Consider the following 13,078-nt stretch of genomic DNA (forward strand, 5'->3'; position numbering starts at 1 on the left):
ACGGCGATCAGAGCGTGAGCTTGAAGCCCACATGGCTGGCGGTGAAACCGAGCCGCTCGTAGAAGCGATGGGCATCGGTCCGGGTTGCATCGGACGTCAACTGGATCAACTGGCAGTCATGGCGCCGGGATTCATCCACGGCCCATTCGATCAGCCGCGTGCCGAGACCGCTTCCGCGCTCCTCGGCATGGACGCGGACGCCCTCGATGACCGAGCGGGTCGAGCCGCGTCGGGAGAGCCCGGGGACGACCGTCAGCTGCAGGGTTCCGACGACGCGGCCCGCACGCACGGCGACGACCAGGTGCTGGTTCGGGTCTTTTGTCAGCCGCCGGAATGCGGTGCCGTACGGGGTGAGGTCGTCCGGCGACTCACGCTGTGCACCCAGCGGATCGTCGGCGAGCATGGCCACGATCGCGGGAATGTCGGTGAGGGCCGCGGGGCGTATCTCCAGATCGCTCATGGCCGGCAGACTACGCAGATCGGGCGCACGGTGCGGGGAATCCCCGGCCCGCCCCGGGGCGCTCGCAGCGGCTGCCTGGCTGCTCATGCGACCGGTACGGGGGCCTTCAGCGCTTCGACCGCCCTGACGAGCGGGGCCAGCTCGGGATTCCTGGCGGCTTCGTCGAGTGCGGCGCGCAGGGCGGTGTCATTGGTCGGCCGGGCCTCGGAGAGCAGGGCGAGGCCGGCATCGGTGACATCGGTGTAGATGCCGCGGCGATCGGTGTCGCAGAGATACCGGGTCAGCAGTCCGCGGTCCTCAAGGCGGGTGACCAGGCGGGTGGTGGCGCTCTGGCTGAGCACGACGGCGTCCGCGACCTGCTTCATCTGGAGATGGCCGCCGGGGCCGTTGTGCTGCCGGCTCAGGACATCGAGCAGGGAGTACTCCCGCACGCTGAGCCCGTGCCCGGTCTGCAGCGCCCGCTCGATACGGGCCTCGATCTTCCCGTGGAGCAGGGAGAGCGCGCACCAGCTCTGGGAGAGGGCGGTCAGTGCGGGGTCTGTCGCTGTCATCGGGTCTCTCCTCCGTGTCGGAGCTGCTTGCGTCCAGGATAGGCGACTATTGCAATAGCCCGCGCTTGCAATTAATCGGCGTCTGCAATTATTGTGGACGCTCGTAAGGCGCAGACGCAATCTTCAGGGAAGGTGAAACCCATGCCGCTCGCGCTCCTCGCCCTCGCCATTGGGGCTTTCGGTATCGGAACCACCGAGTTCGTGATCATGGGGCTGCTCCCCGAGGTTGCCGCGGACTTCCAGGTGTCGATCCCGACCGCAGGATTCCTTGTCACGGGATACGCCCTCGGCGTCGTCCTCGGCGCTCCGCTGATGACGGTCCTCGGCACCCGGGTCACCCGCAAGCGCATGCTGATGCTGCTGATGGGGCTGTTCGTCGTGGGCAACGTCGTCTCCGCCGTCGCCCCGGTCTTCGGCGTGATGCTCGCCGGACGGGTGATCGCCTCACTCGCCCACGGTGCCTTCTTCGGCATCGGATCGGTCGTCGCGGCCGATCTGGTCGCCCCGCAGAAGAAGGCCGGAGCGATCGCCATGATGTTCACGGGCCTCACCGTCGCCAATGTCGTCGGCGTACCGCTGGGCACTTACATCGGACAGAGCGTCGGCTGGCGGACCACGTTCTTCGTCGTCGCCGCGCTCGGTGTCATCGGCCTTCTCGGCGTGGCCAGGCTCGTCCCCGAGCAGCCCCGGCCCGAGGGAGTACGGCTCCGCCACGAGCTGGCGGCGTTCCGCAATGTGCAGGTCCTGCTCGCCATGGCGATGACCGTGCTCGGCTTCGGCGGAGTCTTCGCCGCGATCACCTACATCACCCCGATGATGACCGAGATCGCCGGATACTCCGCGTCCTCCGTCACCTGGCTACTGGTCCTCTTCGGACTGGGCATGGTGGGCGGCAACCTGCTCGGCGGCAAGTTCGCCGACCGCCATCTGATGCCGATGCTGTACGTGTCGCTGGGCGCTCTCGCCGTGGTCCTGTCCCTGTTCACGCTGACCGCCCACAACAAGATCGCGGCAGCCGTCACCATCGTGCTGATCGGGGCACTGGGCTTCGCCACCGTGCCGCCGCTGCAGAAGCGGGTGCTCGACCAGGCATCCGGTGCTCCGACCCTCGCCTCCGCCGTCAACATCGGTGCCTTCAACCTCGGCAACGCGCTGTCGGCATGGCTCGGTGGCCTCGTCATCGCGGCCGGGCTTGGCTACACCGCGCCCAACTGGGTCGGCGCCGTTCTGGCCGCCTCCGCCCTGGTCCTCGCGGTGGTCTCCGGCGTTCTGGAACGTCGCACGGTCACCGGGGGCCGACTTGTCGCCCAGCACAGCCCCGAACCGGCCGCGACCCCTGCGGCCCAGCGCTGACCCTCTGACACACCACCCCCCCTGACGCACCGTCGCCTCACACACCATCCCCATTCCCTCTCACACAGCACAACATCGAACCAAGGAGTCATTTCCATGAGCACCAGCACCAGCACCGTTGCCGTCGCCCCGCTGACCACCCAGGACGCCGAGGCGCTCATCGAGTCGGCCCGCAGTGCCGCTGAAGCCGCCGGTGTCGCCGTTGCCGTCACGATCCTCGACGCGGGCGGGCACCTGCTGGCCTTCCGGCGGGACGACCGGGCCGTCCTCATCGCCGGCGAGACCAGCACCCGCAAGGCGTACACAGCCCTTCAGCTCAACGCCCCCACCGCCGACCTCGTCGACGCGGTCCAGCCGGGCGGGCTCTTCCACACGCTGCCGACCGCCCTCGACCGACCGCTGCTCTTCATCGCCGGTGGTGTCCCGGTCCACCGCGACGGCCGGCTCATCGGCGCCATCGGCGTCGGCGGAGGCGCCCCCGACCAGGACCACGGCTTCGCGACGACCGCTGTGAAGGCTCTCGCCTGACGCTCATGACCGGGCCAGGGCCGATGTCGGTTCGAGGCCGCGCGAGTCAGCCCGTCGCTACGGTCAATGGAGCGTAGCGACGGGTCCAGTCGCCCGGCAGGTCCGGGGTCCCGTACGTCATCACAGTGGTCACCGAGCCGGCCTGCAGACCGCACTCCTTGAGCCAACTGAGCAGCTCCTCATGGCGCGCATCGATGTCCGCGCGCAGGGGAAGATCCGTCGCCTCCGCGAGCGAGGCGACGAGCGCCTGCGCCGTGGCGGTGTCGGGCGCGATCAGCGGGCCGACCACATGTGTGCGGGCGCTCGGCCAGGTCGCCGCGTATCCGACGAGCTTTCCGCCGTCCTCCGCGACCCGTATGTGGTCGGCGTACGCGGGCAGCCGGGCGAGCACATGCGTCCGGTCGGTGCCGAAGACATCCGAGTCCAGCCGGACCAAGGCCTGCAGGTCCTCCGCCGTGGCCGGACGGACAGTTGTAGCCGGACGGACCACCGCGGCGGACGCCCCGTCGCCGGTCGGCCGGAAGAATCCGGTGACCCGCTGGGCACGGCCCACGGCCGCGAAACCGAGCTGTTCGTAGAGCGGCTGCCCCGCAGCTGTCGCATACAGACTGAGGGGCGTGTCTCCGGCCCCGTCGATTGAATGGCGCATCAGGCGACGTGCGACCCCCTGGCGCGCATAGCGCTCGGCGACGAGCAGCATGCCGATGGCAGCCAGTCGCGGGCCGTAGGAGGTCACCACACAGGCGGCCATCAGTCCCTTGCCCCCGGGATCGTCGATGCCGTAGCCGGTTCCTGCGGCGAGGAGCAGACCCCACCTGTGCTCATCGCGTGGCCATCCGCGGTCTTCGCAGAGATCGGCACAGGCGACCAGGTCACCCAGGACGAGACGCCGGATGGGCAATTCGGCGAGCGGACGGGGCAATGGGGTGGGCATGAGGGTCAGGCTGTCCGACGCGGTGATCGCTCGTCCACTCTTTTACCGGCTCCGGCCAGGGTGCGCAGCCGTTGGCCGCGCCGGGTCAGCCCCCAGGGCTTCAGCACCGATATCGCGGTGATGAACAGATACGTTGCCGTCGCCACCGACGGAGCGACCACCAGGTCGATATCGACGGAGCCGCGCATTGCCGCCTCGTTGATGCCGGGGCGCAACGAGAAGATCGACAGTGCCGCGGTGATCAGGGTGAGCCAGAACTTCGTCCAGACCCACCGGTGCCGGGCCAGTCCCCAAGGTGTACCGAGAGCCAGAACGAGCCCGCTGAGCAGGGAGAACAGAGCGACCGGGACGATCAGCCAGTCTCCGAAGATCTTCATGGCGCGGGTGGCGGCGTGTGCGGTGGCGGGGTCACCGGTGAGGAAGGCCGTGACTCCGAGCGTCAGCAGTCCGATGGTCAGCCCCAGCCAGCTCACGGATACCGAGACATGTGCGACGAGGAGGCTGCGGCGAGCGGAGCGTTTGAGTGGTTTCACGTGAAACACGGTGCCCGGAACGCAGGCGGTCGGGCGTCTGACAGCGGGAGTAACCGCGCGTACTCGCCCGGGCGTACGGCCGCCGTTCCTCTGCGGCCTTCTCGTATCGCTAGTTGAAGGAGAGCCGGCGCGTACACCGCCCCACCGATGCGGATATGGGCGGCTGCCATGGATTCACGGCTCGGCCATGGGACAAGGGAGCGTATCGGTAAAACCTGTTCGGATACCCGGACTTCCGGCTATTTATCCGGTCTGCATTCGCGGCGAGGCATGCTGGGACACGGCCCGCGGGCCGTGTGAGTGCGCAAGGCGACCAGAAGACGTTCTAGGCGAGGCACAGCATGGATGCTCCGGCCACCGGGTGGACCGAAGACGGAACGGGCGGATCTCCCGACGCGACCCTGATCCACCGCACCCTGGCCGAGATCTCGCCCGTCGCGGATCAGGCGACCTCGTACTTCTACGCCCTGCTCTTCATCCGGCACCCTGATCTGCGCGCGTTGTTTCCGGTCGCGATGGATCATCAGCGCGACCGCCTTCTCCGCGCGATCCTCACCGCGGCCGACCGGCTGGACGACCCCGGGGCGCTGTCCGACCACCTCGGAGAACTGGGCCGGGGACACCGCAAGTACGGCACGCTCTCCGCGCACTATCCCGCGGTCGGCGAGGCGCTCCTCGGGGCGCTGAGCCGATATGCGATCACCACCTGGGACGCGGAGACCGAAGCGGCGTGGGTCCGTGCCTACACCGCGATCTCGCAGATCATGATCGATGCGGCCGCCGAGGACGAGCAGCGGGCTCCGGCCTGGTGGCATGCCGAGGTGGTCTCCCACGACCTCAGGACCCGCGACATAGCGGTCCTCACGGTCCGCCCCGACCAGGCCTATCCCTTCCTCGCAGGCCAGTACGTGACGATGGAGACGCCGTGGTGGCCCCGCATCTGGCGGCACTATTCCTTCGCCTCGGCGCCCCGTCCCGACGGTCTGCTCACCTTCCACATCAAGGCGGTACCGGCCGGCTGGGTCTCCAATGCCCTGGTGCACCGGGCCCGGCCCGGCGACATCCTGCGCCTCGGCCCGCCCGCGGGCTCGATGACGGTCGACCACTCCACCCACAACGGTCTGCTCTGCCTGGGCGGCGGCACGGGCATCGCGCCCATCAAGGCGCTCGTCGAGGACGTGGCGGAGCACGGCGACCGGCGTCCCGTGGAGGTCTTCTACGGGGCACACAGCGACCGAGATCTGTACGACATCGACACGATGATGCGGCTCCAGAAGACCTATCCCTGGCTCGCGGTGCGGCCGGTGGTCTCCACCGGCCCGGGGACGGGGTCGGGCGGTCTGAAGGGACCGTTGCCCGAGGCCGTGCGCCGGTGCGGCCCATGGCACGAGTACGACGCCTATCTCTCGGGCCCGCCCGGCATGATCCGCAGCAGCGTGGACGTGCTCAGGGGCATCGGCATGCCGGCCGAGCGCATCCGGCACGACTCCGTCGAGGAACTGGCGGGCATCGCCCCCGCCTGACCGCCGGCGCCCGAACCGGGCAGCGGCGGCCCCCGCCGCGCACCGGCCGGAAGAGCGGGCAGGAAAGAAACAGCGGCAGCCGGTCAGCCCAGATCGGGCGCGTGCATCGCCCGTACGCCCTCGATATTGCCGTCCAGGTAGTGCCGCAGCGACAGCGGTACGAGATGAACGGCGGCGATCCCCATCCGGCTGAACGGCACCCGTACGACGTCGTACTCCCCGCAGGGGTCCTCGATCTCGGGGCCGTGGCGACGGGACAGGTCCATCGACTCAAGACGGCAGACGAAGAAGTGCTGGACTTTGACGCCCTTCACTCCACCGCCCTCGATGTGCTCCACGGTGTCGACGAAACAGGGAACCACATCGGTGATCTTGGCGCCGAGTTCCTCGTCCACCTCGCGGTGCAGGGCGTCGACGACGGTTGCGTCCTCGGGCTCGACCCCGCCACCGGGGGTGAGCCAGTACGGATCCACCCCGGGCTTGGTGCGCTTGATGAGGACGAGGTCGTTGCCGTCGAGGAGGATGGCGCGTGCGGTGCGCTTGACCACAGGACGTTCGGTCATGGCAAGAGAGTGGCCCACGGAACCGGTTCTGAAACACCGGACCCGCGCCGGACCGCCCAGCGCTCACCAGTCGGCGGCGGCGCGCAGCAGCCACTCGTGCGCTCGCGCGATGTGCGGCAGCGCGAGCGTGCCGGTCCGTACTGCCAGGAAGTAGGTGCGCAGCGGAGGCACGGGAGGGTCAAGGAGCGCCACCACCTCGCCCCGCTCCAGCGCTCCCTCGCACAGATAACGCGGCAGTACGGTGAGTCCGGCGCCCGCCGCCGTGCACTCCAGGACCGCCCGGAGATCCGGCGCGATGACGGCCCCCGCAGCGGCGGGCCGGCTGTCGAAGACGGCGGCCCAGTAGCGGGAGACGAGCGGCAGGCTCTCGTGCACCTCCACGACCGGCATCTGGTCCAGCACCGCGGGTCCTTTGTGCCGCAAGGTCCCGGGCCCGAGGCGCCCGGCCCAGCGCGGCGCGGCGATCAGTACGTGCTCCTCGTCGCAGAGCGGAGTCGCGGTGAGCAGTCCACCGCGCGGTCGGGCCGTCGCAATGGCCAGATCTTGGTGACCGGCGGCCAGCCCCTCCAGTGTCTCATCGGCGCCGGTGAAGAACGAGCTGCGCAGAGCCAGGCCCTGGGCGATGAGAGGGGTGAGCGCCGGCAGGGCGCGTATCGACGTGAACTCGGGCGGCCCGGCCAGGTGCAGCGTCCGTACGCCAGACTCCTCGTCGAGCTCGGTCTCGGCGATCTCGATCAGTGCGTCCAGATGGGGCGCCGCCCGGTGCGCGAGCTCGTCGCCGATCGTTGTCGGGGTCACGCCGCGGGCCCTGCGCAGGAAGAGCGGGCGGCCCAGTTGCCGCTCCAGGGTGCGGATCTGCGAGGTGACCGCGGGCTGGGAGAGGCCGAGCAGGGCGGCGGCCCTGGTGAAGGAACCGGCCCGGTGCACCGTGACGAATGTGCGCAGCAGGGCCAGGTCCATGTTCCCGCCCCCTCCCACCCTCGCGACGCTTGGGACCCGTACAACTATAAATATGTCGATAGGTCGCTGTCGCTACTGTGATTGGACACTGACTGAGAGTCAATTAGCCTTGTTCAGGCGGTTCTTCATATGGGGAACCGGGACGGTCCGAGCCATGAGGGGGGAGGCTCGGGCCGTCCGTACCGGCGGTCTGCGGCTCAGCTCTCGCTCATCGCCGCGTCCAGTGCCCGCTCCACGTCGGCCACCAGGTCGTCCGGGTTCTCGGCGCCGACCGAGAAGCGAATGAAGCCCTCGGGTACGGCGTCACCGCCCCAGCGTGCCCGCCGCTCGGCGGTGGAGCGCACGCCGCCGAAGCTCGTCGCGTCGTCGACCAGCCGCAGTTCGGTCAGGAAGCGCTCGGCCCGCTCGCGGTCGGGCAGTACGAACGACACCACGGAGCCGAAGCGCCGCATCTGGCGCACGGCGTTCGGATACGAAGGGTCGGTGGGCAGGCCGGGGTATCGCAGCCCGGTCACCTCCTGGCGCTTGCCCAGTGCCTCGGCCAGGGTCAGGGCGGTGGCGCACTGGCGGTCGATCCGCAGCTCCAGCGTGGCCAGCGAACGGTGCGCGAGCCAGGCCTCCATCGGCCCCGGAATCGCACCGACGACCTTGCGCCAGCGCCGTACCCCCGCGGCCAGTTCGGGATCGCGGCAGGTCACATGGCCGAGCAGAATGTCTCCGTGTCCGGTCAGGCCCTTGGTGTCGCTGGCCACCGAGAAGTCGGCCCCCAGTTCCAGCGGGCGCTGGCCGAGCGGTGTGGCGAGGGTGTTGTCGACGGCCACCAGCGTGCCTGCCGCGTGTGCGGCCCCGACGAGTCGGCGCACGTCGCAGACATCGAGCCCAGGATTGGACGGGCTCTCGATCCACAGCAGCTTGGCGCCGTCGAGGACCGCCAACTGGGCATCGCCGCCGGTCGGCGCGGTCCGCACCTCGACGCCGTACGCCTCCAGCTGCTCACGCACCAGCGGCAGCGCCTGATAGCCGTCGTCGGGCAGCACGATCACATCGCCGGTACGCGCCTGGGACAGCAGCACGGCCGAGATCGCCGCCATTCCGGAGGCGAAGACGGTGGTCTCGACCGGCTCCCCCGGCGCCTCCAGCTCGCCGATGGCGCGTTCCAGATGCGTCCATGTCGGATTGGTGTCCCGGCCGTAGGTGTACGGACCGGCCGGTTCACCGGAGAGATGGAAGTGCGCTGCGAAGACCGGCCCGGGCAGGGTGGGCTCGAACTGCTCCGGTTCGGGCAGCCCGGCCCGTACCGCCCGGGTTCCGTCACCCATGGTGCTCATACCGCTTCCTCACTTCTCTCCCCGGTGTGCCACCGGTCCTGCCTGCACTGTTTCAGTAGGTGTCGGGTCAGTCCTCGTCGGGCAGCACCACATTCAGCGCCCACGACACGATCGAGATGATCAGACCGCCGAGCACCGCGGTCCAGAAGCCGTCGACGTGGAAGCTCAGGTCGAACTGACCGGCCAGCCAGGAGGTCAGCAGCAGCATGAGCGCGTTGACCACCAGGGTGATCAGCCCCAGCGTGAGGATGAAGAGCGGCAGGGTGAGCAACTGCACTATCGGCTTGACCACAAAGTTGATCAGGCCGAAGAGCAGGGCGACCACGATCAGCGTGAGTACCTTGCGACCGGTGCTGCCACCACTCAGCGTGATGTCCTGGAGCAGCCAGATGGCCACGGCCAGGGCACCCGCGTTGGCGATCGTCTTGACTACGAAATTCTTCATGTGTCTGATCGTGGCAGACATGATCGGTGGCGGACACCGGCAGGACAGAGGCAAGGGGCGGACAGGCCATGAAGGCATTCAGGCTGGACGAACTGGAGGCGGAACGGGCCGCCAACGACGGCGCGTATCTGCAGTTCCTGAAGGAACGGAACATGTCCGTCGGCCTGTACGCACTGGACGCCGGCGAACTCGACCCGCAGCTGCCGCACAACCAGGACGAGGTCTACTTCATCGTCAGCGGCCGCGCCTCGATCACCGTCGGCATGGAAACCACGCAGGTGGGCAGGGGAAGCGTGGTGTACGTACCCGCCGGTGTGGCCCATAAGTTCCACCACATCACCGAGGACCTGCGGGTCATGGTGGTCTTCTCCCCGCCGGAGAGCTGAGCGGCTCCAGCTGGGCGGCTCCAGCAACGGACGGCGATCCGCTCTCAGGGATCCCTAGGGGGTCGATCAGGGGACTTCAAGGGCTGCGGGCTCCCCGCCGGCCCCCTCCGCGCCTCTAGCATCGAAGTATCGAAGCTCCGGAACAGGAACTCACAGAGACGAGGCAAGGACGATGGCCGTGCGGGAGATATTCGCGGGGATGCCCTGGTGGGTGAAGTGGATCGCGGTGCCGGTCATCGCGATCGTCGTGTTCGGCGGTCTGATCGCCAGCGTGATCGGGTTCGTGATCGGTCTGCTCTTCAAGGTTCTGGTCTTCGTGATCCTGGTCGGTGGACTCGTCTTCGTCGTACGGAAGTTCATGTCCTCCTCCTCGCGCGGCGACTGGTAGGACGATCGGAAGCCGGGCGGGGCGTTAGCCCAGCTGAGCTAAGCGCAAGACGAAACCACGCCCCTTGCGGATGCGGCCGATATGGTGGCAGTCCGCTGCCACCACCTGGGAATCAACTGTCCGTCGCCACCCTGACCAGTGGTTTGTACGGCGCTCGGCCTCCGGACCCCAGTCATGCGGCGGTCTGTGGGGGTGGCCCCCACAGATGGGCTGATCGCCCGTCACCATGCCTGGGGGTGACCGTTGACCACGGCATCGAGCACTGCTGTCCCGACGCTGATCGGTTCGGTCCAGCGAGCGCTGAGGCTGCTGGAAGCCGTGGGCGCCCATCGGGACGGGGCGCCCGCGAAACAGCTGGCCAGGGAGGCGGGACTGCCCCTTCCCACGGCCTACCATCTGCTGCGCACCCTGACCCATGAGGGTTATCTGCGGCGGGAGAACGGCGTGTTCCTCTTCGGGGCCGCCGCCGAGCGCCTGGTCGGCGAGGGATCGCCGCAGATTGGGCACAGCAGAATGACCGAGTCGCTGGGGCGCTGGCGCGACACCATCGGAGCACCGGTCTACTGCGCCGTCTACCGCGAGGGCGAGATCGAACTCATCGCGGTCGCCGAGAATCCCGCCACACCTGCGGTGGACGAGTGGGCGTCCTTCCGGGAGACCGGGCACGCCCATGCGATCGGGCAGTGTCTGCTGAGCCAGCTCGACGAGAAGGCCCGCGAGGACCATCTGGACCGGCACCCCGTCCGGCCGCTGACCCGCTACTCGGTGAGGGACCGTCCGACGTTCCTTGAACGATTGCGATCGCTGGAGCGAATGGAACCTGTCATCGAACGACAGGAGTACGCCCTGGGGACGGTCTGCGCAGCCATCCCGATCACCGCCGGATTCACTGCCGCCGCGATGGCGATTTCGGTACCCCTGGAACAAGAAGAACGGTTGCTCCCCGCAGTCGAACAGCTACGTGGCGAAGTGGCCAACCTCTTGCGTTCGTTCGTGTTCTCTATCAGTATCTGAAAAATCACTCCTTGTGATCTGCTATCGCGTGCACCACGATGGCGTCAATAGGGCCATGGGGGATCATTCCTGGCCAGATTCATCTACTGCGGGGTTGAACGATGCGCGAGTCGGTTCAAGCTGAGGTCATGATGAGCTTCCTCGTCTCCGAGGAGCTCTCTTTCCGGATCCCGGTGGAGCTCCGGTACGAAGTGTGCGATCCGTATGCGATCCGCATGACCTTCCATCTGCCCGGCGACGCCCCCGTCACCTGGGCATTCGGCCGTGAGCTGCTGCTCGACGGCCTCAACAGCCCCAGTGGCGACGGCGATGTGCACATCGGGCCCACGGAGCCCGAGGGGCTGTCCGACGTACACATCCGTCTTCAGGTGGGTACGGACCGCGCTCTCTTCCGGGCCGGCACAGCGCCACTCGTGGCCTTTCTGGACCGGACGGACAAGCTCGTGCCGCTCGGGCAGGAGTGCACGCTGGGTGACTTCGAGGGCAATCTGGAAGAGGCCCTGGGCCGGATCCTTGCCGAGGAGCAGAACGCTGGCTGAGGAGCACGGCGCCGCCGACCGGCCCGCGGTTCGAACAGCACACCTGCTGAATGGGTGAATCGCTCTCCGTACGGAGGCGTTCAGGGTTTTGTCCTACGACGACGGCCCTTCCCGGTCCGTACAGGTGCCGAAGCTCCGGCTTCCGCGCCGTCCCCCGTGCGGTCCGCGGAGACGACCAGCGCAGCGAGCACCGTCGTCACCGGCACCGAGGCGACCAGTCCGATCGAGCCGACCAGCGTTCGTACGATCTCCTCCGCCACCAGCTCGCTGTTGGCCACCGTCCCCACGCTGCTCTGGGCGATCGAGAACAGCAGCAGCAGCGGCAGTGCGGCGCCCGCATAGGCGAGCACCAGCGTATTGACGACCGAGGCGATGTGGTCGCGCCCGATCCTGATCCCTGCCCGGTAGAGCCCCCGGGCACCCATCGTCGGGTTCGCCTGGTGCAGCTCCCAGACCGCCGATGTCTGGGTCACTGTCACATCGTCGAGTACCCCGAGCGAACCGATGATGACACCGGCCAGCAGCAGACCGCTCATGTCGATGTGCGGGTACAGGCCGTGGATGAGGCCGGTGCTGTCGTCGGTGTTGCCGGTCAGGCTCGCCCAGCCGATGAAGAGCGAACCGAGCAGCCCGATCAGCAGCAGTGAGATCAGCGTGCCGATCACCGCGACCGAGGTGCGGGCGGTCAGGCCGTGACACATGTAGAGCGCGATCAGCATGATGGCACTGGCCCCCACCACCGCGACGAGCAGCGGATTCGAGCCCTGGAGGATGGCCGGGAGGATGAACAGGGTCAGCACCGCGAACGACACGGCGAGCGCGACCAGCGCCATCACCCCGCGCATCCTGCCCACCGCGACCACCACCAGGGCGAAGATCGCGGCCAGCAGCGCCATCGGGAACTTCCGGTTCACATCCGTCACCGAGTACTGCAGATCGTGGGGCGCGTCGGGGGCGTACGCCACGACCACGCCCTGCCCCTCGCGCAGCTGACGGGGTGCGTCGGGCTGGACGATCTCGACGAAGGTCCGGCCCTTGTCGTGACCGGTCGTCACCTCTACCGTGGCCTTCTCGCACAGCCCGGGCCCGCTGTCCGAGGGCGGAGTGGTCTCGCCGCTGGTGGGCATCTGTGCGGCGTTCACGTCCTTGCAGTCCACCTTGTCGATGTTCACCACCTTGCCCTGCTGGGTCTGCCGGTCGAAACCGACACCGGTTCGCTCGTGCGGGGGCGCGCCGCCCGGCCAGAGCACCAAAAGGCCGACAACGACCGCGGTGGTGAACGGGATCAGAACGGCCGCGATGACCTTGCGCAGATGCTTGGAGACGGGCGCGGCGGGGCCATGGCTGTGCGAGTGCCCGTGCTGATGGCCCTGCGGTTCGGGGTCGATATGGGGGGACGTCACCGGCCGATCATCGCAAGAAGAGAAGGGCCCTCTGTTCATTACGCGGGACAGGGCGCTAGCGTGGAGGAACCTTTGCACACGCGGGAGCTCGGAGCACCGGGCTGAGAGGGCGCTGATATCCGTACAGCCGTACGGGACAGGCTGCGCCGACCGCCGAACCTGTTACCGGG

Annotated in this window: 15 protein-coding genes and 1 pseudogene; 7 read left to right on the plus strand and 9 right to left on the minus strand. The window is 68.3% G+C overall.

Annotated features, from left to right (window positions below; all coding sequences use genetic code 11):
• Positions 1-7: 7 nt before the first annotated feature.
• Both OG507_RS20345 and OG507_RS20350 read right to left on the minus strand, forming a co-directional pair.
• Positions 8-460, minus strand: a complete 453-nt coding sequence (locus OG507_RS20345) for a GNAT family N-acetyltransferase (protein WP_327368626.1) — start codon at positions 458-460, stop codon at positions 8-10.
• Between the two features lie 83 nt (positions 461-543).
• The gene (locus OG507_RS20350; RefSeq protein ID WP_327368627.1) at positions 544-1,011 is read right to left on the minus strand and encodes a MarR family winged helix-turn-helix transcriptional regulator; all 468 of its coding nucleotides are present in this window, start codon (positions 1,009-1,011) and stop codon (positions 544-546) included.
• A gap of 141 nt (positions 1,012-1,152) precedes the next feature.
• Here OG507_RS20350 and OG507_RS20355 point away from each other — a divergent pair, with 141 nt between their 5' ends.
• The gene (locus OG507_RS20355) at positions 1,153-2,364 is read left to right on the plus strand and encodes an MFS transporter (protein ID WP_327368628.1); all 1,212 of its coding nucleotides are present in this window, start codon (positions 1,153-1,155) and stop codon (positions 2,362-2,364) included.
• Positions 2,365-2,460: 96 nt separating this feature from the next.
• Positions 2,461-2,892, plus strand: a complete 432-nt coding sequence (locus OG507_RS20360; protein ID WP_327368629.1) for a GlcG/HbpS family heme-binding protein — start codon at positions 2,461-2,463, stop codon at positions 2,890-2,892.
• A 46-nt stretch (positions 2,893-2,938) separates the two neighbouring features.
• On the opposite strand, the gene OG507_RS20365 is transcribed toward OG507_RS20360, so the two are convergent.
• On the minus strand, positions 2,939-3,826 hold the full coding sequence (locus tag OG507_RS20365) for a GNAT family N-acetyltransferase (RefSeq protein WP_327368630.1): 888 nt from the start codon (positions 3,824-3,826) through the stop codon (positions 2,939-2,941).
• 5 nt (positions 3,827-3,831) lie between these two features.
• On the minus strand, positions 3,832-4,359 hold the full coding sequence (locus tag OG507_RS20370; protein ID WP_327368631.1) for a DUF2269 domain-containing protein: 528 nt from the start codon (positions 4,357-4,359) through the stop codon (positions 3,832-3,834).
• Positions 4,360-4,742: 383 nt separating this feature from the next.
• Between OG507_RS20370 and OG507_RS20375 the strand changes: the two are divergent.
• Positions 4,743-5,882, plus strand: a pseudogene (locus tag OG507_RS20375) (globin domain-containing protein); the annotation flags it as partial.
• Positions 5,883-5,965: 83 nt separating this feature from the next.
• On the opposite strand, the gene OG507_RS20380 reads toward OG507_RS20375, so the two are convergent.
• The 4 genes from OG507_RS20380 to OG507_RS20395 form a co-directional block, all read right to left on the minus strand.
• On the minus strand, positions 5,966-6,445 hold the full coding sequence (locus OG507_RS20380; protein WP_327368632.1) for an NUDIX hydrolase: 480 nt from the start codon (positions 6,443-6,445) through the stop codon (positions 5,966-5,968).
• A 63-nt stretch (positions 6,446-6,508) separates the two neighbouring features.
• Positions 6,509-7,405 carry a LysR family transcriptional regulator gene (locus OG507_RS20385; protein ID WP_327368633.1) on the minus strand — a complete coding sequence of 299 codons (897 nt, stop codon included), beginning with the start codon at positions 7,403-7,405 and terminating at the stop codon, positions 6,509-6,511.
• A gap of 197 nt (positions 7,406-7,602) precedes the next feature.
• On the minus strand, positions 7,603-8,733 hold the full coding sequence (locus OG507_RS20390; RefSeq protein ID WP_327368634.1) for a cystathionine gamma-lyase: 1,131 nt from the start codon (positions 8,731-8,733) through the stop codon (positions 7,603-7,605).
• Between the two features lie 67 nt (positions 8,734-8,800).
• Positions 8,801-9,178, minus strand: a complete 378-nt coding sequence (locus OG507_RS20395; protein ID WP_327368635.1) for a phage holin family protein — start codon at positions 9,176-9,178, stop codon at positions 8,801-8,803.
• A 68-nt stretch (positions 9,179-9,246) separates the two neighbouring features.
• On the opposite strand from OG507_RS20395, the gene OG507_RS20400 reads away from it, so the two are divergent.
• The 4 genes from OG507_RS20400 to OG507_RS20415 all read left to right on the plus strand — a co-directional run bounded on the left by OG507_RS20400 (position 9,247) and on the right by OG507_RS20415 (position 11,505).
• Entirely contained in the window at positions 9,247-9,564 is a 318-nt protein-coding gene (locus OG507_RS20400) for a cupin domain-containing protein (protein WP_327368636.1), read from the plus strand.
• Positions 9,565-9,742: 178 nt separating this feature from the next.
• A complete protein-coding gene (locus OG507_RS20405; RefSeq protein ID WP_327368637.1) occupies positions 9,743-9,952 on the plus strand; it encodes a DUF5326 family protein in 210 nt (69 codons plus the stop codon).
• Between the two features lie 243 nt (positions 9,953-10,195).
• Positions 10,196-10,966 carry an IclR family transcriptional regulator gene (locus OG507_RS20410; protein WP_327368638.1) on the plus strand — a complete coding sequence of 257 codons (771 nt, stop codon included), beginning with the start codon at positions 10,196-10,198 and terminating at the stop codon, positions 10,964-10,966.
• 101 nt (positions 10,967-11,067) lie between these two features.
• Positions 11,068-11,505: an SsgA family sporulation/cell division regulator gene (locus OG507_RS20415; protein ID WP_093895105.1), complete on the plus strand. Its 438-nt coding sequence runs from the start codon at positions 11,068-11,070 to the stop codon at positions 11,503-11,505.
• An 80-nt stretch (positions 11,506-11,585) separates the two neighbouring features.
• Here the strand turns inward: OG507_RS20415 and OG507_RS20420 are convergent, their stop codons facing one another.
• Positions 11,586-12,908 (minus strand): YibE/F family protein, encoded by a 1,323-nt coding sequence (locus OG507_RS20420; RefSeq protein ID WP_327368639.1) that lies wholly within the window; start codon positions 12,906-12,908, stop codon positions 11,586-11,588.
• Between the last annotated feature and the right edge of the window lie 170 nt (positions 12,909-13,078).

The organism is Streptomyces sp. NBC_01217 (assembly GCF_035994185.1).
Taxonomy (GTDB): Bacteria; Actinomycetota; Actinomycetes; order Streptomycetales; family Streptomycetaceae; genus Streptomyces.

Bases quoted from the DNA above. Each gene is read 5' to 3' on its own strand.
- OG507_RS20390 (WP_327368634.1), bottom strand. From the start codon at position 8,733: ATGAGCACCATGGGTGACGGAACCCGGGCGGTACGGGCCGGGCTGCCC.
- OG507_RS20355 (WP_327368628.1), top strand. From the start codon at position 1,153: ATGCCGCTCGCGCTCCTCGCCCTCGCCATTGGGGCTTTCGGTATCGGA.
- OG507_RS20400 (WP_327368636.1), top strand. From the start codon at position 9,247: ATGAAGGCATTCAGGCTGGACGAACTGGAGGCGGAACGGGCCGCCAAC.
- OG507_RS20365 (WP_327368630.1), bottom strand. From the start codon at position 3,826: ATGCCCACCCCATTGCCCCGTCCGCTCGCCGAATTGCCCATCCGGCGT.
- OG507_RS20350 (WP_327368627.1), bottom strand. From the start codon at position 1,011: ATGACAGCGACAGACCCCGCACTGACCGCCCTCTCCCAGAGCTGGTGC.
- OG507_RS20380 (WP_327368632.1), bottom strand. From the start codon at position 6,445: ATGACCGAACGTCCTGTGGTCAAGCGCACCGCACGCGCCATCCTCCTC.
- OG507_RS20345 (WP_327368626.1), bottom strand. From the start codon at position 460: ATGAGCGATCTGGAGATACGCCCCGCGGCCCTCACCGACATTCCCGCG.
- OG507_RS20360 (WP_327368629.1), top strand. From the start codon at position 2,461: ATGAGCACCAGCACCAGCACCGTTGCCGTCGCCCCGCTGACCACCCAG.
- OG507_RS20385 (WP_327368633.1), bottom strand. From the start codon at position 7,405: ATGGACCTGGCCCTGCTGCGCACATTCGTCACGGTGCACCGGGCCGGT.
- OG507_RS20415 (WP_093895105.1), top strand. From the start codon at position 11,068: ATGCGCGAGTCGGTTCAAGCTGAGGTCATGATGAGCTTCCTCGTCTCC.
- OG507_RS20395 (WP_327368635.1), bottom strand. From the start codon at position 9,178: ATGAAGAATTTCGTAGTCAAGACGATCGCCAACGCGGGTGCCCTGGCC.